Annotated in this window: 15 protein-coding genes, 2 pseudogenes and 1 riboswitch; of the genes and pseudogenes, 10 read left to right on the forward strand and 7 right to left on the reverse strand. The window is 72.7% G+C overall.

Annotation, left to right across the window (positions count from 1 at the left end):
• Positions 1-94: 94 nt before the first annotated feature.
• From ACZ4N4_RS39320 to ACZ4N4_RS39335, 4 genes are all read right to left on the reverse strand, one after another.
• Positions 95-781, reverse strand: a complete 687-nt coding sequence (locus ACZ4N4_RS39320) for a 2-phosphosulfolactate phosphatase (RefSeq protein ID WP_467598039.1) — start codon at positions 779-781, stop codon at positions 95-97.
• 23 nt (positions 782-804) lie between these two features.
• Positions 805-1,092, reverse strand: coding sequence for a DUF1232 domain-containing protein (locus ACZ4N4_RS39325; RefSeq protein ID WP_351696789.1), 288 nt, complete (start codon positions 1,090-1,092; stop codon positions 805-807).
• Positions 1,093-1,132: 40 nt separating this feature from the next.
• Positions 1,133-2,299: a hypothetical protein gene (locus ACZ4N4_RS39330; RefSeq protein WP_467598043.1), complete on the reverse strand. Its 1,167-nt coding sequence runs from the start codon at positions 2,297-2,299 to the stop codon at positions 1,133-1,135.
• Between the two features lie 336 nt (positions 2,300-2,635).
• Positions 2,636-4,000: an FAD-dependent oxidoreductase gene (locus ACZ4N4_RS39335; RefSeq protein ID WP_467598045.1), complete on the reverse strand. Its 1,365-nt coding sequence runs from the start codon at positions 3,998-4,000 to the stop codon at positions 2,636-2,638.
• Between the two features lie 247 nt (positions 4,001-4,247).
• On the opposite strand from ACZ4N4_RS39335, the gene ACZ4N4_RS39340 reads away from it, so the two are divergent.
• A complete protein-coding gene (locus ACZ4N4_RS39340; protein WP_467598048.1) occupies positions 4,248-5,306 on the forward strand; it encodes an NAD-dependent epimerase/dehydratase family protein in 1,059 nt (352 codons plus the stop codon).
• Between the two features lie 25 nt (positions 5,307-5,331).
• On the opposite strand, the pseudogene ACZ4N4_RS39345 reads toward ACZ4N4_RS39340, so the two are convergent.
• Positions 5,332-5,685 (reverse strand): annotated as a pseudogene (locus ACZ4N4_RS39345) (C40 family peptidase); the annotation flags it as partial.
• A 1,856-nt stretch (positions 5,686-7,541) separates the two neighbouring features.
• Positions 7,542-7,716, reverse strand: a riboswitch (cyclic di-AMP (ydaO/yuaA leader).
• A 397-nt stretch (positions 7,717-8,113) separates the two neighbouring features.
• Here ACZ4N4_RS39345 and ACZ4N4_RS39350 point away from each other — a divergent pair.
• From ACZ4N4_RS39350 to ACZ4N4_RS39370, 5 genes and pseudogenes are all read left to right on the forward strand, one after another.
• Positions 8,114-10,027: a DUF1996 domain-containing protein gene (locus ACZ4N4_RS39350; protein WP_467598179.1), complete on the forward strand. Its 1,914-nt coding sequence runs from the start codon at positions 8,114-8,116 to the stop codon at positions 10,025-10,027.
• 85 nt (positions 10,028-10,112) lie between these two features.
• Positions 10,113-10,391: pseudogene (locus tag ACZ4N4_RS39355) on the forward strand (lipase family protein); the annotation flags it as partial.
• A gap of 51 nt (positions 10,392-10,442) precedes the next feature.
• Complete coding sequence (locus ACZ4N4_RS39360) at positions 10,443-10,901, forward strand: flavodoxin family protein (protein ID WP_467598051.1); 459 nt, start codon at positions 10,443-10,445, stop codon at positions 10,899-10,901.
• A 107-nt stretch (positions 10,902-11,008) separates the two neighbouring features.
• On the forward strand, positions 11,009-13,171 hold the full coding sequence (locus ACZ4N4_RS39365; protein WP_467598054.1) for a hypothetical protein: 2,163 nt from the start codon (positions 11,009-11,011) through the stop codon (positions 13,169-13,171).
• 22 nt (positions 13,172-13,193) lie between these two features.
• Positions 13,194-13,445, forward strand: a complete 252-nt coding sequence (locus ACZ4N4_RS39370) for a hypothetical protein (RefSeq protein ID WP_467598057.1) — start codon at positions 13,194-13,196, stop codon at positions 13,443-13,445.
• A 306-nt stretch (positions 13,446-13,751) separates the two neighbouring features.
• On the opposite strand, the gene ACZ4N4_RS39375 is transcribed toward ACZ4N4_RS39370, so the two are convergent.
• Positions 13,752-14,360, reverse strand: coding sequence for an ATP-binding protein (locus ACZ4N4_RS39375; RefSeq protein ID WP_450756884.1), 609 nt, complete (start codon positions 14,358-14,360; stop codon positions 13,752-13,754).
• Positions 14,361-14,687: 327 nt separating this feature from the next.
• Between ACZ4N4_RS39375 and ACZ4N4_RS39380 the strand changes: the two genes are divergently transcribed.
• From ACZ4N4_RS39380 to ACZ4N4_RS39395, 4 genes are all read left to right on the forward strand, one after another.
• Positions 14,688-15,563 (forward strand): helix-turn-helix domain-containing protein, encoded by an 876-nt coding sequence (locus tag ACZ4N4_RS39380; RefSeq protein WP_453566808.1) that lies wholly within the window; start codon positions 14,688-14,690, stop codon positions 15,561-15,563.
• Between the two features lies 1 nt (position 15,564).
• Entirely contained in the window at positions 15,565-15,801 is a 237-nt protein-coding gene (locus ACZ4N4_RS39385) for a DUF397 domain-containing protein (RefSeq protein WP_467598061.1), read from the forward strand.
• Positions 15,802-15,913: 112 nt separating this feature from the next.
• Entirely contained in the window at positions 15,914-16,729 is an 816-nt protein-coding gene (locus tag ACZ4N4_RS39390) for an SAM-dependent methyltransferase (RefSeq protein ID WP_467598064.1), read from the forward strand.
• A 74-nt stretch (positions 16,730-16,803) separates the two neighbouring features.
• On the forward strand, positions 16,804-17,265 hold the full coding sequence (locus tag ACZ4N4_RS39395) for an SRPBCC domain-containing protein (protein ID WP_453566802.1): 462 nt from the start codon (positions 16,804-16,806) through the stop codon (positions 17,263-17,265).
• A gap of 1 nt (position 17,266) precedes the next feature.
• Here ACZ4N4_RS39395 and ACZ4N4_RS39400 read toward each other — a convergent pair whose 3' ends face one another.
• Complete coding sequence (locus ACZ4N4_RS39400) at positions 17,267-18,052, reverse strand: NPP1 family protein (RefSeq protein ID WP_453566800.1); 786 nt, start codon at positions 18,050-18,052, stop codon at positions 17,267-17,269.
• Between the last annotated feature and the right edge of the window lie 102 nt (positions 18,053-18,154).

The following is an 18,154-nucleotide window of genomic DNA, read 5'->3' on the forward strand; positions in this document are numbered from 1 at the left end:
GCACCACTGGGTGGGGGACACAGCAAGAATGCGCCTCGACGCCCACGGAACGCACCCGGGCGGCACCGACCGGTTGCTCCACGCCGGCGCCGGCTCAGCCGTCGGCAACCGGGCGCAGCACCAGGTGACCGTCCTCCCGGGCGGCGGCCATGGCGAACGGCAAGGTGTCCGTCTCCAGGCACAGCGGCACGTCCTCGGGGTGGATGCCGTCCCAGCCGAGCCGCGCCCCCTCGGCGAGCCGCGCGGCGGCGTCGGAGTTCCGGGCCCGGTCCACGAACGGACCCGGATCGAGGCCGTCGTCGGTCACGCGCCCGGCGATGTACTGGGCGCAGGCCAGGTCCTCCTCGGCCCGACCGCCGTCCCCGGTCACGACGAAGGTGACCGCCTCGGGCCGCTCCCGCCGCAGGACGGCGGCGGTGGCCCCGGCGACCACGAAACTCGCGCACAGCAGCAGCCGGGCCCCGGCGACGGCCAGCGCCCCGGCCGTTGCGGCGGTGGTCCGCTGGACGACGGTGCGGCCCGCGACGTCCAGCGAGCGCAGCCGGGCCGGTGAGTTGGCCAGGTCGAAGCCCGGCACCACCGGACCGTCCTGGAAGGCCAGCCAGCCCGGGTGGCGGGCCTTCAACTCCAGTGCCTCGTCGAGGGTTCCGGCGAAGACGATCCGCTCCGCGCCATGCCGGAAAGCCCCGGCCGCCACGGTGAACGCCCGCATCACGTCGACGACCACGGCGACATCGGGCGGCGAGGAGAGCCCGGAGACACCGGTGAACGTGGTTCGCATCCGCCCATCATGCCCTGGGCGGCTCAGAGTTCGGGCTCCTCCGTCGGCAGCACCCGGGCCGCGCGCATCGAGCGCAGGGCCAGCAGGAGGACGCCGATGTCGTCCAGGTAGATCGGGTCGGGCAGGAGGTCGGTCGGGAGCACCAGGTACAGGACGGCGCCCCAGAACACCCAGCGCGGTCCGGTGGGCAGCCCGGCCCGGCGCAGGGTGCGCCGGGTGCGGACCAGTCGTACGAGCACGGTGACCGCCCCGGCGAGCAGGGCCGCCGCGACGATCGCGCAGATCACGAGCACGGTCGTGGTGGTGTCCATGGCTGTCCTGTCGTCCTGCCCCGGTCCGGCCCGGGGCTTCTCACCGGTCCGTCTTCCCGGTTTCGTCCTCGGGCATCGCCGTCGGCCCGGCATTCTCCTTCGGCGGCCGCAGGCCCTTGAAGACCCGGGTCAACTGCTGGAAAGGGGAGCCGGGTTGGGAGGCCGGTACGGCGGGGGTGGGAGTGTCGCGGAGGGCGGCGAGCGCCTCGTCGGCCCGCTCGGCGGCCTCCCGGTACAGGTCGCGGGACCTGGTCATGGCCTCCAGGGCCTCGGCGTACTGCGCGACCCGCTCGCGTTCGCGGGCGAGCTCCTCCTCCAGCGTCATCAGGGTCCAGTTGTCGCGCAGATCGGCCAGCGCCTCCTCGGCGCCCTGCGGCGCGGGCTTGGGCAGCGCCGCGAACCGGCGCAGCACGGCAATCAGTTCGGTGGACTCCGAACCGTCCAGGAAGACGCTGCGCACCGCGTACTCCCGCGCGTCGTAGCCGGCCGGTGCCGGGTCCGGGGGCAGCAGGACGGCACCGCCGCGCGGCACCTCGACGCCGAGGTCGCGCACCGCCCAGTTCACGGCACGGAACTGCTGGGGCGTGGCCCGGTGCTCCACGACACGGTGGGCGAGGCCGGGCGGCAGCTGTCGGACCAGCGGCTGCCGGCCGAGCGCGTCGGGCGTCATCGCCTCGTGCACCACGAGGTTGACGCACCAGGCGTCCTTCGCGGCCTCGCGCAGCACCCGCCTCATGTCCTTGTCGTCGGCGGGCAGCGGGTTGACCGTGCGCAGCCGCAGGCCCGCGACGGCCGGGTGGTAGTCCCAGGCGGCCTCGCCGCCGTCCCCGGCCTCGTCGCCGTCGGGCCAGAACACCGTCGCCGGCGAGGGCCAGGCCTCGTCCCAGGGCCGCTCGGCCTCGGCGACCAGCTGCCACTCCCGTCCGGCCGCCTGTGCTACGAGGGTCAACCGGGCGCGCACCGTCACCGTGCCGTCGTCGACGCGCCAGCGCGCCTCGAAGACCCGCGGGCCGGCTTCCCCGGGCACGGCGGCTTCGGCGGCCACGGCGGCCACGGCTGGTTCGGCGAAGTCGTCGAGGGCGCCGGTCTCCCTGCGGCGGCGCAGGATCCGGCGGATCACCTCCTCGGAGTCCGGGCCCGTGTGGCGGCCGCGGGCGGTCCAGACGGTCGGCGGAAGGACGGCACGGTCGGTGGCGGAGTTCGACATGGGCCAATCTGCTGATGGGAGCGGGGTGTGCGATCCAGTATCACCGCTCGGGAGCGTGTTCCACAGGGCGGGGGCCGCCCGCGCACGGGGAATGCGCCCCGCACCCGGGGTGTGCACCGTGTGCGTCGTGCGACGGCGGTTCACCCGTGTCCCCGACCAGGCGCATTCCGGACAATGGTGCGGCGAACGGGGTCTGCTCGTCCATCCGCATAGGGGCGGGCCCCGTTCGCCCGGCCGACGGCGAACACGTGAGGGGCCGACGGCGATCCGTCGGCCCCCCTTCGAGCCCTTCGTCGAGCCCTCCGAGGCGAGCCCTTCGAGTGGTTCAGCGTCGTGTCACGCGCCGCTCTCCCGGAGCATGTCCTCGCGCTCGACGAGCTTCACGCGCTCGCGGCCCTGCGGCTCGCCCAGCGCCCGCTCGGCGGCGTCCAGCCGGTACCAGCCCTCCCAGGTGGTGAAGCGGACGTTCCGCTCGGCGAGGAAGGCGTCGACGGCCTCCGGCGCGGGCGACGCGGGAGTGTGCAGCCGGTCGTTCGCGTAGTCGTCCAGCAGGTTGGAGACCGTCTCGTTGGCGTCGCCCTTGGTGTGGCCGATCAGACCGACCGGACCGCGGCGGATCCAGCCGGTGACGTACGTCGACCGGAGGTGGTTGCCGCTCTCCTCGACGACCCGGCCGCCCTCGTCCGGGACGGTGCCCGAGTCGATGTCCCAGGGCAGCTTGGGCAGCTTGTCGGAGAGGTAGCCGACCGCGCGGTAGACCGCGCCGAGCTCCCAGTCCTTGAACTCGCCGGTGCCCTTGACGTTGCCGGTGCCGTCCAGGGCGGTGCGCTCCGTGCGCAGGCCGGTGACCTTGCCGTCCTCGCCGAGGATCTCGGTCGGCGACTCGAAGAAGTGCAGGAAGAGCTTGTGCGGACGGTCGCCGACATCGCGGATCGCCCAGTTCTCCAGGGTCTTGGCGACCATGTCGGCCTGCTTGTTGCCGCGCCGGGTGTCGATCGAGCCCTCGTCGTAGTCGATGTCCTCGGGGTCCACGATGACCTCGATGTTGGGGGAGTGGTCCAGCTCCCGCAGCTCCATCGGGGAGAACTTCGCCTGCGCCGGCCCACGGCGGCCGAAGACGTGCACCTCGAGGGCCTTGTTGGCCTTCAGGCCGTCGTGGACGTTCGGCGGGATCTCGGTCGGCAGCAGCTCGTCGGCGGTCTTGGCGAGGATGCGGGCCACGTCCAGGGCCACGTTGCCGACACCGAGGACGCCGACCTTCTCGGCCTGCAGCGGCCAGGTGCGCGGCACGTCCGGGTGGCCGTCGTACCAGGAGACGAAGTCGGCGGCGCCGTAGGAGCCGTCCAGGTCGATTCCGGGTATGCGCAGCTCGCGGTCGGCCGTCGCGCCGGTCGAGAAGATCACCGCGTCGTAGAAGGTGCGCAGGTCGTCGAGGCTGATGTCGGTCGGGTAGTCCACGTTGCCGAAGAGCCTGATCTGCGGCTTGTCGAGCACCTGGTGCAGGGCCGTGATGATGCCCTTGATGCGCGGGTGGTCGGGGGCGACGCCGTAACGGATCAGGCCGAACGGGGCGGGCATCCGCTCGAAGAGGTCGATGGACACGCCGGGCTCGGCGGCCACCTCGGACTTGAGCAGGGCGTCGGCGGCGTAGATCCCGGCGGGGCCGGCTCCGACGATGGCTACCCGCAGGGGGCGCGGCATGATCAGGTTCCCTTCGAGTGAGGACAATCGATCTCGAACGGGAAGCCTAAGCTAAGGCAGTCCTAAGTTGGTACGCGGGTCCGGTCTATGACCTCATAAGACGACCTTATGACCTCTGTCGGGTCCCGCTTATGGCAAGGAGACGGTACAGCTCCCCTCCCGGTCCTTGGCGGCCGCCCCGGGCATGCACCAACCTGTCCTCTGCGGCGCACCGAGGCGCGGTGGCCGGAGGGCGAGGGGTGAGAGCGTGGACGCACGCGGGGAGACGACCGTCGCGGTCACCGGCGGCAGCGGATTCGTCGGCAGCCATCTGGTGCGCGGGCTGCTGCGGCGGGGCTACCGGGTGCACGCGACCGTCCGCAGCGCCTCCGACGCGGCCAAGGTCCGGCCCCTGTGGGAGTTCCAGGAGGCCTTCCCCGGCCGGCTCACCCTGTTCGAGGCGGACCTGCTCAAGGACGGCTCCTTCGACGAGGCGTTCCGCGGCTGTGCGACCGTCTTCCACGTGGCGTCGCCGTTCCTCATGCCGGAACGGATCAGGGACGGCCGACGGGACGTGGTGGACCCGGCGTTGCTCGGCACCCGCAACGTGCTGGCGAGCGTGGGCCGCGCCCCGGACGTGGCGACCCTGGTCTTCACCTCCACCGTCGGCGCGATCTTCGGCGACTACTCCGACGTCCGCGAGATGGCCGGCGAGATCCTGACGGAGAAGTACTTCAACAACACCAGCACGGTGGCCGGCAACCCCTACCACTACGCCAAGACGGTCGCCGAGCGCGCAGCCTGGGACGCCGAGGCCGCCCAGGACCGCTGGCGCATGGTCTCCGTCAACCCCGGCCTGATACTGGGTCCCTCGCTCACGCCCGCCTCCGAGTCCGGCAGCCTGTTCCTGCTGGACGAGCTGTTCAAGGGCTACTTCTGCTACGGCGCCCCGGACTTCAGCTTCACCACCGCGGACGTCCGCGACGTGGCCGACGCGCACATCGCGGCGGCGGAGAACCCGGCGGCGGCCGGCCGTTACATCGTGGCCAACGAGACGATGACGTCCTTCCACGAGATGTCCCGGATCATCCGCACCCGCCGTCCGTGGGATCCGCGTCTGCCGCGCACCGCGCTCCCGCACTGGCCGGTACGGATCCTCGGCCCCTCCTTCGGCCTCACCCAGGACTACATACGCAACCACCTCGGCATCCGCTTCCGCGTCGACAACAGCCGGGGCGTCCGGGAACTGGGCCTCACCTACCGGCCCGTCGAGGAGACCCTCCTGGACCACCACGAGAGCTGGCGCACGCGGCGGCGGAGGGTCTGACCCCGACGGACCCGACGGCGGGGGTTCAGGCCGGGCGGACCACCCGGTGGATCGCCGACTCCCCGGCGGTGTAGATCGACTCCTCGCGGATGGCCGCCCCCGGGCTCGGCGCGTGGATCATCATGCCGTTGCCCGCGTAGACCCCGACGTGACTGTCGTTGTCGAAGAAGAAGACCAGGTCACCGGGCTCGATGGTGGCCAGCGTCAGCGGGGTGCCGGCGAAGGCCTGGTCCGGCGCGCTGCGCGGCAGCGACACTCCGGCGGCCCGCCAGGCGGCCTGGGTGAGGCTGGAGCAGTCGTACGACTCCGGCCCGGTCGCGCCCCACACGCAGGGCCGCCCGATCTGTGCCCGGGCGAACGCCAGCGCCTTCATGGCCTTGCCGGGCTCGGTCGCGGCACCGGGCACGAGGAAGGAGCCGGTGTCGGTGACGGCCGCGGCGGGGTAGGCGGCAGGGGGCGCGCTCGGGACGGGGGTGGTGGGGAGCGGGGCGGTGACCACGGGGGGTGCGGTCGGGACGGGGGCGGTGACCACCGGGGGCGCCGTCGGGACGGGCGCGGTGGGGAGCGGGGCCGGGGCCGCCGGGGCGGCGGTGGCCATCGCCATGGGAGGCGCGGTCATCGCGGCGGGGGAGGCCATCATCGCCCACGGCGGGTCCGTCACCGCCGTCGGTATCACCGCCGTGGGCATCGGCCCGTCGAGCGCGGTCGTGGCCGGTGCGGTGGCGTAGGCGGCGGCCGTGGGCTGCATACCGGCGGCGTAGCCGCCCATGCCGGCGGCGGGCGCCGCGGGGAAGGCGCCGGCGCCGTAGTCGGCCGACGGCATGGCGACCGACGGCATGGCGGCGGTCTGCACGGCGTACGCGGCGGTGGGGTAGGCGGGCTCCGCGGCGGCCGGGGGCGCGCCGAGGTAGGCGGCGGCCGCGTCCGGCGTCATGCCCGGGAAGGAACCGGTGGCCGTCGTGTCCGGGACCGGCGCGGCCGGCATGGCGGGAGCGGCGCTGATGAAGGCGCCCGCGTCCGCGGGGACGGCGGTGGGGAAGGCGCCCATGTTCGGGAACGCGCCCATGTTCGTCGGGGCGGCGGTGGGGAAGGCCCCCGTGTTCGCGGGAGCGGCGGTCGGGAACGCGCCCGTGTCCGTGGGGGTCGCGGTCGGGAACGCGCCCGTATCGGCCGGCATCGGGAACGCGCTCGTGTCGGCCGGCATCGGGAACGTGCCCGTGGCGCCCGGCGTCATGACCCGGAAGGAACCGGTGTCGCCCGGGCCCGCGGCGGGCATCGCACCCGCGTCCATGGGCGGCACGGCCGGGTAGCCGCCCGTGGCGCCCGGAGTCATGACGCGGAAGCCGCCCGTGTCCGCCGGGGACATGGGCTGGGCGGCGCCCGGGGTCATGACCCGGAAGGAGCCGGTGTCCGTCGCCGGCACCACCGGGATGGCACCCGTCTCCGTCACGGTCACCGCCGGGAGGGCACCGGTACCGGTCAGGGCGTCGGTCGGGAAGGAGCCGGTGTCGCCGTACTGGCCGGGCATACCGGCGGGGGCCGGCCACTGCTGGGCCGGGACCTGGGCCTCGGGCGTGGGCCAAGGGGTCTGGGCGGTCGGGGCCGCCTGCGGAGCCGGGGCGGGCGCGGCCGGTTCGAGCGCCGCGATCGCACGCTGCCCGGTGCGCTGCGACAGCACCTCGCGCGCCTTGGCGATCTTCAGCTGGCTCTTGGTCTTGGACGCGCCCGGTGTGGCCCGCTGCGGCGCGGCGGCGGGCAGCGCCTTGGCCGCGCTCGACGGTCCCGGGGGCAGCGCCGCCGGGGACCCGGCCGTCAGTTCCAGCTTGGGGAGCTCCGTCAGTTCGCGGACGACCTCGATGTCGCTGGTCGCGGACGGCCCCGCGGTCAGCTCCGGCCGGGACGGGCCGGAGCCCTCCAACTGGCCGAGCAGGTCGGCTGCCATCGCGCTGACGGGCCGTCGCGGGCCGGGGCGGGCGGGCTGCCGGTCGGCGGGCAGCGCCGCGGGGACACTCGGCCCCAGCCGCGAGCGTGCGCTGTCGAACCACTCCTTGGCGATGTTGTCCAGGCCCGGGTCGTCGCGCCGGGGCCGCTTGAACAGCGGGACACCGCGAGACCGCGAGCCCCCGTTCATCGCACGTGTGGCGTTGTAGTTCCCGGTGGCGTTCTCGGCCTGGTCGTAGAGGCTGTCGATCCGCTGTCGAACCTCGTCACGGCTCTCGGGCGCCATGGGGGTCGTGCTCCTTCCGTGCTCCGCCTACCGAGTTAGCTGTCGGGTTCGGGCGGGTCGATCCGGAAGGCATGCCCTACGGCTCCTGCCCCTAAGGGCAGTTGGCCGATTCACCCCAGTGGTTCGGATGGGTCCCCGGCTCCGGATCGCCCCGTTGGGCACCGGATTCGGCGGAGGCCGCGCGGCCCGACGGGATTCGCCGGGGGGAGCCGAGCGGCTTGCCCGTCAACTTAGCCAACTTGTGTCACTCGTGTGAAGGTTGAAGTGCCTAATGTCCGATACGTAATTGTGATGTTCGTCGTAGCGTTCGAGAACCGGCCGTCGCGGGACGGCATTTCGCCCACGTGGCGAGCGCCGACGTGCGCCCGTCGGAGCGGTGCCGGCGGCGGCTTGAGCGACCGCTTCCTGTGAGGTCACCGTGAATTCGTGGGGCCGTTGAACACGGTGGCGCCGCCCCGCGTATAGGGCGGGGGAATTCCATGCCCGGCCGACCACGACATGCAGGGGAACGACCTTGAGACCCAACAGGCGCAGACGCCCGACCGGCGCACAACGCGCGACCTTCGCAGCGGTCGCCCTGATGCTCGGCGGCGGAACACTGGTCGCGGTGAACGTCTACGCCTCGGCCACCGAATCGGACCAGTCCGGGCAGGCCGCCACCGCTCAGGTGCTGTCCGCGCCCACCGTCTACTGCCCCGACGTCGGCAGCCGGCTGACGGACGTGCCCGACGCGGCCCGGGAAGACGTCGACGGTGAACTCGCGCAGCTGGACCAGCAGATCGCGGCCGCCTACCAGCAGCTCAAGGAGTCGGCCGCGGCGATCCAGCAGAACCCCGGCCTCGCCGACCAGACGATCCTGGATCCGCTGAAGGAGAAGCGGTCCGAGTCCCTGCAGCGCATCGCCGACGCCATCGACCGCGAGGGCGACCGTCCGCAGGGCCTCGACGACCTCGCCGCCTGCACCCTGCGCTCCTCGGACCAGGGCGGCGGGCAGTCGGCGTCGCCGCAGGACGGTGCCACACCGAGCCAGAGCGCCAGTGCCAGTGCCGGCGCCGGCATCGGCGGTCAGGGCGGCAACGGCCCCGTCGCCGCCGACTACGCCGACATCACCACCGTCCAGCCCAATGTCACGACCCCGGCCGAGCAGCCCGGTGGCTCCACCGGCACCTTCGCGTCCAGTTGCGGCGTCAACGCGAACGGCCTGTTCAACTCGGACAACGTGATCGTGGCGCCCGGCGTCTCCAACGGCGCCCACCACTTCCACGACTACATCGGCAACCAGTCCAACAACGCCTTCGCCAGCGACGACGACCTCGCGAACGCCGACACGAGTTGTGCGGACCAGGGCGACAAGTCCACGTACTACTGGCCCGTGTTGCGGCTGCAGAACGGCAAGCAGGAGCGGGACGCCGACAAGCCGGGCGGCGGCACCGAGGGCAACGCCGGGCAGATCGTGACGGCAAAGGAGGTCACGCTCACCTTCGAGGGCAACCCGACCTCCAAGGTCACCGAGATGCCCCGGCTGCTGCGCATCATCACCGGTGACGCCAAGGCCTTCGTCAACGGCCCGGCCAACGCCAACGCCTCCTGGAGCTGCACGGGTTTCGAGGACCGGCAGCTCAAGGACAAGTACCCGCTCTGCCCCTCGGGCAGTGACGTCGTGCGCACGTTCAGGTTCCAGAGCTGCTGGGACGGCCGGAACATCGACAGCGCCAACCACCGCACCCATGTGGCGTTCGCCGCGGCCGACGGCAGCTGCCCGGCCGGGTTCCAGGCCATTCCGCAGCTGGTGCAGCGCATCGTCTACGACGTCGACGCACCGAGCCTCCAGGACGGCGGCCGTACGGTCCCGCTGTTCGCGGTGGACTCGTTCCCCGAGCAGCTGCACAAGCCGGTGACCGACCACGGTGACTTCATCAACGTCTTCGACGAGAGCCTGATGCGGAAGATGGTCGGCTGCATCAACTCCGGCCGCACCTGCGGGGCCGGGGCCGACGAGCAGCCGCCGTCGCAGAGCGCCGAACCCGACCCGTCGGAGTCGGCGAGCCCGGAGAACCCGCCGTCCGAGTCGGCGAGCCCGGTCACCGAGCCGAGCGACACGGCGACCCCGGCCGACCCGCCGGCCGAGACCGAGAGCGCCCAGCCCTCCGAGCCCGCGGCGGAGCCGTCCGCCACGAAGTCCGCCGCCGGCGGCACCGGTCTGCCGCAGGTCTACACGAGCGCTTCGCCCAAGAAGTCGTCGGGCGCGGGGGGCGGTGTCATCAGCCGGCCGACCGAGCGTCCCGCGACCCAGGCCCCGGCCGGCACGGCGACCACGGCCGGCGCCGCTCCGGCGGGCCAGGGCGCGCCGTCCACCGCACCCCAGACCGAGCCGCAGGCCGTCCAGGGTGATCTCGCCGAGACCGGCGCCCACCTGTGGCCGGCCCTCTTCGGCGGAGTGCTGCTGGCCGCCGGGTTCGTGCTGCTGTGGCGCACCCGGTGGAGGTCGTCCTGACCCGTCCGACCCGACTTTGCCCGGCCTCGGCCTGACGGAGTCGACGCGGCTCCGCCTGACCCCCGTACCCGGGGTCAGGCGGGGCATCGGCGGGACGGCACCGGCGAGCCCGGTCCGGCTGGCGACCGGCGTCAGCGACGACCTCGTCCCGCACGCCCAGGCCCGGCGGCTCGCCGTCGACTGGTGCGACGAAGGCGCGGACGTCACCTATGTGCCGGTCGTGCTGCCGGTCGTGGGCCGCGCCCTGCTGAACCACTTCGGCCCCCTGCTGACCGACCAGGGCGACGCCGTCGCCTGGCTCACGGCCCGGCTGTCCGGCCTGCCGGCCGTCTCCAACTGCTGGACCATGCCCGCACGGCCCTGACCGGCGGCCCGCCGGTTGCCGTCGGCGGGCCGCGCACGGCAGGGTGCCGGTGTGCCCACCTTGCTGATCGTCCATCACACCCCCTCGCCGCACTGCCAGGCCATGTTCGAGGCCGTGCTCGCCGGGGCGACGACCCCGGAGATCGAGGGGGTGCGGGTCGCGCGGCGGGCGGCCCTGTCCGCCACGGCCTCCGACGTGCTGGCAGCCGACGGCTACCTCCTCGGCACCCCGGCCAACCTCGGTTATGTCTCCGGCGCCCTCAAACACTTCTTCGACCAGATCTACTACCCGTGCCTGGACGAGACACAGGGCCGTCCCTTCGGCGCCTATGTGCACGGCGGCAACGACGTCACCGGCGCCCTGCGCGCCCTCGACTCCATCACCACCGGCCTCGGCTGGCGCCGGGCGGCCCAGCCGGTCACGGTGACCGGCGAGCCGGGCAAGGCCGACCTCGAGGCGTGCTGGGAACTCGGCGCGACCGTCGCCGCCGGCCTCGCCGACGACGCCTGACGGACTCCGCGCGGCGGCCACCGTCACCCGCACGGACGAAGGTGCGCGCACCGGGCCCAGGGCACACGATGGGACCAGGCCATGTCGTCGATCCGAGGGAGCGCCGGATGGCAGCGCACCGGCATGCCTCCGGGCCGCCCACGGAGGAGCCGCCCACGGAGGAACTGCTGCGGGAGTGCGCCCGTGACGTCGTGGACGTCGCCGAGGGCATCCGCGAGGTGTGCGCACGGACCAGCTCCGTCCTGTTCGCCCCGGCGCTGACGGGTTCCGCGCGCCGCCGCCCCCGCACCGGCTACGCCGCCCGCTGGGCACTGCTGCGGGCGCTCACCAACAGGAACGGGCTCGGCGGCGCCGCGATCGTGGCACCGGACGGCGTGGGCCGTCTCCTCGGCGCGGCGGGGGAGGCGCTCGGCCGGGAGTCCCTGGCCGCGCTGGTGGCGGTCACCTCGCTGCGGCTCAGGATCGCCGCCGTCCTGCTCGACCACCCCGAGTTCCGGCGCGACCCGGGCATGCGCCGGCTGACGGCCGCGGTCACCGCCGACCGGGACTTCGAGGCCGTCCGCGCGCTGCGGGCCCTCTTCAAGGACCAGGATGCCCGGCACGCGCTGTCCGCACTGGCCCCGATCCTGGCCGAACTCCTCGCCATCCGCGGCCTGTTGGGCGAGGACCCGGTCAACGACGAGACCGCCTGGGCGCTCGCCGCCGGCCGTGAGCTGACCGCCGACCCGGCGCGCGGCATCAGCGCCGCCCACCCCTCGTCCCCGGACCGGGGTGAGGGCGCCGTCCAGGCCGTCGAACCGTCCGCCCGGGAGGCCCGGGGCCTCGCCGGCGAGGGCTCCCTGCTCGCCTTCCTGCGCAACCTGGACGTCCTCGACGCCGAAGGCCGCGTCCTGGTCCAGGAGGTACGCGGCCCCGACGGCGTGCTCCGGTACGTCGTCCAGGCCCCCGGCACGACCCCCGGCCGCCCCCGCGACGACCCCCCGCAGGACTTCGCCGACGCCTGGCGCAACCTGTTCATGACCGACTCGCCCTACACCCGCTCGATCCTGCTTGCGATCCGGGACCACGGCGTCCCGCGCGGTGCCGACCTCGCCCTCGTCGGACACGGTGAGGGCGCGATCGCCCTGCTGAACCTCGCCCAGGACGAGGAGTTCTGCCGCGCCTACCGGGTCACCCACGTGGTCGCCGTCGGTGCGCCGACGGACCACCGGGAGCCCGCCGACCCGCGCACCTGGGTCGCCGGCATCACCAACCGGCACGACATCGTCCCGGCGTTGGACGGCCGCGGCAGGGGCGCCGCGTCCGGCCCGCGCCCCAACCGGTACCGGGCCGACTACTCCGGCCCCGACCACGAGTTCCCGCGCTGCCACCTGCTCCGCGTCTACATCGACCACCTGGAGACGGTGATCCCGCAGGTCACCCAGGACGTCGACGAGGCCCTCACCCCCTACCGGGGCCCCGTGGAACGCACCCGTGTCTACCGGCTCAGGGACCGCTCCCAGCCTCCCCAGGGCTACCCCCTGCTGACCGTCCCCACCACCAGCGTCCCCACCTCGGCGGGCCCGGTCGAGGTGCCGGTCCGCTACTACGACTCCTCCGCCGCCCACCTCTGCTACCCGGTCGACGCGGACGTCGCCCGCAGCCTGCTGCCGGACGTCACCTGGATGGTCCCCACCCGCTTCGGCCGCCGCGCCCTGGCCGTGCTCTCCCTGTACGAGCACCGCTGCACCACCATCGGCCCCTACACCGAACTGGGCCTGTCCGTCCTGGTCGACGACCTGTGGCGGCCGCACGCGTACGACCTCGCCAGGGACCTGCTGCGCCGCGTCGACCTGCGCCGCACCGGACGGTACGTCGTCGCGCTCGCCGTCGGCACCCGGGAAGCGCGGGCGGTGGCCGAGGAGCTCTGGGCCCAGCCGGCCGTGCACGGATCCGCCGAGGTCTCCCTGCAAGGACGTGAACTCCGGGTCGAGGCACCGGAGCTGGGCCTGGACGTCGAGGGCAGCCCGGGCCCCGGTGTGCGCTGTCCGGAGGCGGACTGGGTGCTCTACGGCCGCCGCGGCGACAGCACCGTACGCACCCTGGTCCGCGCCGACGGACGACCGCGCGTCCACACCCGGCCCCGGATACGGCTGCGGCTCGACGGCGGGCACGGGCCGCTGGCCCGCCACCTCCAGATCCTCGAACTCGACACCGTCCGGCCCGGGTTCGTCCTGACCAGCCCACGGTTCATCGCCCACAGAAGCGCCGGCGCGCCGCTGCCGCGCTGAGCCCGAGAACAGGTGCGCCACCATGGTGACCGAACCCCGCCCCGCCACCGCCGCCCCCGAACTCCTCGCCTACGTCGACGACCTGAGAGTCGACGCGGAACGGATGGACGGCTACGCGCAACGGCTGCGCGGTGCCGCCGTCACCCTGGCCGGCTGTGCCGAGGCGCCGGAGTGGAGCGGGGCCGCCCTGGAGCGGCAGGCGACGGCCTGCGCGGCCGCGGCGGCCCAACTGCGCTCCGCGGCGACGGCGTTGCTGTCCCATGCGACGAACTGACCGGCGCCCGGCCGGCCGCCGGGCGTACCGCGGTGCGCCCGTCAGCCGGCCCCTTCACCCGATCATGCGACGCGACCCCGACGGCCGCGTCCCGTGCCGGGCGCCCGCCATGGACACACGACGGCCCAGGCCTCCCAGGAGGCCCGGGCCGCGGGGCGGGTCAGCCCGCCGGAGTGGTGTGGGGTTGTTCGGGGCCGGGCTTGGGACGGGTGCGGGTCCAGGACGGGTCGGCGGCGAGGTCGGGCGTGGGGGGATGGTTCATGAGACGACGTGCTTCCTGAGATGTGGGGGAGAAAGCTGGGGAGGTCAGTCCGGTGCCGTCGACAGCTCGGCCCAGACGACGCGTGCGGAGGATCCCTCCGGCGCGACCGTGACGCCCCAGTCGAGGCTGAGCGCGTCGACCAGGAACAGTCCGCGCCCGTTCTGCTCGTCGGGTCTGGCCTGCCGGGGCGCCGGGAGCGTGAAGCTCCCGCTCTGGTCCTCGACCTCGATACGGATCCGGTCGGGGACGGCGTGCACCCGGCAGATGATCCGCCGGCCGGCCGAGTGGACGATCGAGTTGGTGACCAGTTCGGAGGTCACCAGGACCGCGTTGTCGCAGGCCTCCTCGCACACGCCCCACGAGGCCAGCAGCTCGCCCACGCTGCGGCGGGCGTTGCCCACCGCCCGGGGTGTCGGCGCCAGGTCGAACGCAAGGCTGTGCGGGACGGGCCGGTCCCCGGAGGCGAACCGGTCGAGGCCTTGCGGCCCAGGGAGTCGACCGAGGCGTTCGCCTCCGGGTGGTCGGGGGATGCCCGCCGCGTCCGACGGGCGGTGCGGGCCCTCGGCGCCGGCCGCGAGCGCCGGTCGGGGCAGGCCGGGTATCCGGTCATCGGGCAGTCGGTCGAGCGGCTGGGGGAGAGAGGGCGGGGCCATCGCCGTGCGCCTTTCGTCCGGCTTCGCAGCGTGGGGGGCTGAGCGGTCGCATCCGCCCCTGCCGCACGGGGGCAGACGACGACCCGTGCCAGGGCGACACCGGATCGCAGCTCAGTCTCCCCCAACTGGACTGCTTCGCCTGCTCCTTGGTCAGCGGGAGCAGTAGGTCCACTCTGGCACCTGCCAACATCGCCTCGCAACCAGCAAGTTGAAAATTGCAAGAAGTGAAGTGCATGCTGCTCCCGACAGGAAGTGATCGAATGAGTCCGCGAGCCGATCACGAACGCGTGAGACGGTGACCCTGAGACCTGTGCGAGGGGGTAGGGCGTGACCTCGGAGACCGACTGGGGCGGTGCCCCTTCCGTCCTGCGCATGATCCTCGGCCGGCAACTGGAGGAGATGCGGACCCGGGCGGGCCTGTCCTACGAGCAGGCCGGCACGGCGATCGGCGTCAGCCACTCCACCATCCGCCGGATGGAGGCCGCCAAGGTGGCCCGGCTCCGGCTGGCCGACGCCGAGAAGCTGCTGCAGATCTACGGAGTGACGGACCGCCAGGAGGTCGACACCTTCCTGCAGTCGGTGCGCGAGGCCAACAAGCGCGGCTGGTGGCACACCTACCGTGATGTGATGCCGGACTGGTTCGCCGCGTATCTGAGTCTGGAACAGGCCGCGTTGCAGATCCGCGCCTACGAGAACGAGTTCGTGCACGGCCTGTTGCAGACCCGGGAGTACGCCGCCGCTCTGCTCGGCGCCGGCAACCCGCACGCGCCGACCGAGGCCACCCAGCGCCGGGTGGCGCTGCGCATGCGCCGTCAGGAACTGCTCACCCGCGAGGCGCCGCCCAGGCTGTGGGTCGTGATGGACGAGACGGTGCTGCGCTGGCCGGTCGGCGGTGCCGGGGTCATGCGCGCCCAGATCGACCATCTCATCGAGATCAACCGGCTGCCCAACGTCACTCTGCAGATCATGCCGTTCGCCAACGGCCCGCACCCGGCGATGCGCGCCGGTGCGTACCACCTCTTCCGGTTCCGGGCCCCCGAACTGCCCGACATCGTCTATCTCAACGGCCTGGTGGGCGCCGTCTACCTGGACAAGAGCGAGGATGTCGTGGTCTACCGCGAGGCCCTGGACCGGTTGGGCGCCCAGGCGGCGCCCGCCAGGAAGACCGAGGTCATCCTCGGTGCGATTCGCGAGGAGCTCTGACGTGCACCACTCCGTACACAATGGCATTCCGTCCCGGCAACTCGGCGCGCGCGGCTGGTCCAAGCCGTGGAGCGACGACGCCGGCGGCGCCTGCGTGGAAGTGAAGAAGCTCGCCGACGGGCGGGTAGCGGTACGCCAGTCGACCGACCCGGACGGACCGGCGCTGGTCTTCACGCCCCGCGAGATGACCAGTTTCCTGTCCGGTGTGAAGGCGGGTGACGCCGACTTCCTCATGTGAGCCGTGTGGCCGGAACTTCCTTGCTATAGCTGATCGTTCACTCAACCCCCCACATCTGACGCGACCACCCCCCCCGCACCCCCCTCACTTCACCCGAATGGGAGACACGGCGTTGCCCGACAACGGATGGCCGGCCGACCGCATCGACACCGAGAACGCGCACTCAGCCCGGATCTACGACTACATCCTGGGCGGCAAGGACTACTACCCCGCCGACCAGGAGGCGGGCGACGCCATGTCCCGGGAGTGGCCCGCGCTCCCGGTCCACATGCGCGCCAACCGCGACTGGATGAACCGTGCCGTGCGCTGGCTCGCCGAGGAGGCGGGGATGCGGCAGTTCCTGGACGTGGGCACCGGCATACCCACCTCCCCGAACCTCCACGAGATCGCCCAGGCGGTCTCCCCCGACTCCCGGGTCGTCTACGTGGACAACGACCCGATCGTCCTCACCCTGTCCCAGGGCCTGCTCTCCAGCGCGCCCGAGGGCAGGACGGCGTACATCGAGGCCGACTTCCGCGACCCGGCGGCCATCCTGGACGCCCCCGAACTGCGCGAGACCCTCGACCTCGACGAGCCGGTGGCGCTCACGGTGATCGCCATCGTGCACTTCATGCTCGACGCGGACGACGCGGTCGGTGTCGTACGACGGCTGCTGGAACCGCTGCCCTCCGGCAGCTATCTGGCGATGTCCATCGGCACCGCCGAGTTCGCGCCCGAGGAGGTGGGCCGGGTCGCCCGGGAGTACGCGGCCCGCAACATGCCGATGCGGCTGCGCACCATCGACGAGGCCCACAAGTTCTTCGAGGGCCTGGAGCTGGTCGAGCCGGGCATCGTCCAGGTGCACAAGTGGCTCCCGGACGGCCACGGCGAGGAAGGCATCCGCGACGAGGACATCGCGATGTACGGAGCGGTCGCCCGCAAGCCGTGACGCAAGAACTCCGTGCCGGGGCCCGGCTCACCTTCCCGGCCCCGGCACGGTCGTCTCACGGGTACCGTGAGCTCATGACCAGCACGCGCGTCACCCGGCGGGTACAGGCGCCCCCGGCTGCCGTCTACCGGGCGCTGCTCGACCCGGAGGCGGTCGCCGCCTGGCGGACGCCGGACGGCATGACCGCCCGGGTGCACGCCTTCGACGCCCGGGAGGGCGGCGAGTTCCGGGTGTCCCTCGACTACGACGACCCCGGGCGCGCCGGGAAGTCCGGCGGGCACACCGACACCTACCGGGGGCACTTCGCCCGGCTGGTCCCGGACCGCCTCGTCGTCGAGGTCATCGACTTCGAGACCGCCGACGACGCCGTGCGCGGCACCATGACGATGACGACGGCCCTCACCGCGGCCGGCGGCGGCACGGACGTCGAGGTGCTGCACGAGGGCGTCCCCGAAGGCGTCCGCCCCGAGGACAACGAACTGGGCACCCGGATGGCCCTCGACAACCTGGCCCGGCTCGTCGAGGGCCGCGGATGAATCAGGCGTTCGGGTCGAAGGCGATCCCGGACGGCATCGAGTAGGACAGGTTGGACTCGAAGGAGCCGTCCTTGATCTTGATGGTGGCGTCACCGAAGTCGGCGTTCATCAGCTTGTCGCGGTAGCCCGCCGGGTAGCCGTTCCAGCCCACCAGGCGCGGGTAGAACCAGCCGCCGGTCACGTTCTCCGGCGGGTCGTCGTTGGAGTTGGCGAAGCGGAAGTCGTGGGTGGACAGGCCGTCCTTGTGATACACGATCTTCGGGTGGGTGCCGTCGAACCGGATCGCCGAGGCGGCCGCCACCTGGTAGCTGCTGTGCTGCGACACCGAGACGTACTGCACCTGGTTGTTCTGGATCCACACGATGACGTGTTCCCAGTCGTGCCGGTGCCCGATGGCCAACGGCCCGTACGTCGCCTGGTCCTTCTCGAAGTAGCTGGCGTACATCACCGCGCACCAGCCGTTGTTGCACTTCTCGCGCGAGTAGGTGTTGGCGTTGGCCAGCTGCGCGTAGTCGTGGCAGTGGCCGTTGACGTCACCGCCCAGCCCCAGACCGGGGTTGATGGTGCCGTCCGCGCCGATCGCGGCGGTGGTGTAGCAGCCGTCGCCGTCGTAGTCGTAGGCCGGGGAGAAGGTCTGTTCCAGCCCGTCGGCGTTCTGCGGCAGCAGGGTCAGGACGTCGGCGTGCGCGGTGGCGGGCACGGCGATGACCAGCGCGAGGGCTCCGAGGGCGGCGGCCAGGGCCTTGCGCAGTGGCCGTCTGCGGGTGGGGGACTGCAGGTCGGGCATGTCGACTCCCTGTCTCTGAAAGGCGAAGCGGAGTCTGACAGTCAGCCAATGGTCGAGACCACCCTTACGACTTAACTTTGACCCAAAGACAATTGAACGGCT

It is taken from the genome of Streptomyces sp. NPDC026538 (assembly GCF_055567535.1).

What these genes read in the sequence shown, in the direction of transcription:
- ACZ4N4_RS39320 (WP_467598039.1), bottom strand. Translation starts at nt 781, where the DNA reads ATGCGAACCACGTTCACCGGTGTCTCCGGGCTCTCCTCGCCGCCCGAT.
- ACZ4N4_RS39325 (WP_351696789.1), bottom strand. Translation starts at nt 1,092, where the DNA reads ATGGACACCACCACGACCGTGCTCGTGATCTGCGCGATCGTCGCGGCG.
- ACZ4N4_RS39330 (WP_467598043.1), bottom strand. Translation starts at nt 2,299, where the DNA reads ATGTCGAACTCCGCCACCGACCGTGCCGTCCTTCCGCCGACCGTCTGG.
- ACZ4N4_RS39335 (WP_467598045.1), bottom strand. Translation starts at nt 4,000, where the DNA reads ATGCCGCGCCCCCTGCGGGTAGCCATCGTCGGAGCCGGCCCCGCCGGG.
- ACZ4N4_RS39350 (WP_467598179.1), top strand. Translation starts at nt 8,114, where the DNA reads ATGCTCGGCGGCGGAACACTGGTCGCGGTGAACGTCTACGCCTCGGCC.
- ACZ4N4_RS39365 (WP_467598054.1), top strand. Translation starts at nt 11,009, where the DNA reads ATGGCAGCGCACCGGCATGCCTCCGGGCCGCCCACGGAGGAGCCGCCC.
- ACZ4N4_RS39370 (WP_467598057.1), top strand. Translation starts at nt 13,194, where the DNA reads ATGGTGACCGAACCCCGCCCCGCCACCGCCGCCCCCGAACTCCTCGCC.
- ACZ4N4_RS39375 (WP_450756884.1), bottom strand. Translation starts at nt 14,360, where the DNA reads ATGGCCCCGCCCTCTCTCCCCCAGCCGCTCGACCGACTGCCCGATGAC.
- ACZ4N4_RS39395 (WP_453566802.1), top strand. Translation starts at nt 16,804, where the DNA reads ATGACCAGCACGCGCGTCACCCGGCGGGTACAGGCGCCCCCGGCTGCC.
- ACZ4N4_RS39400 (WP_453566800.1), bottom strand. Translation starts at nt 18,052, where the DNA reads ATGCCCGACCTGCAGTCCCCCACCCGCAGACGGCCACTGCGCAAGGCC.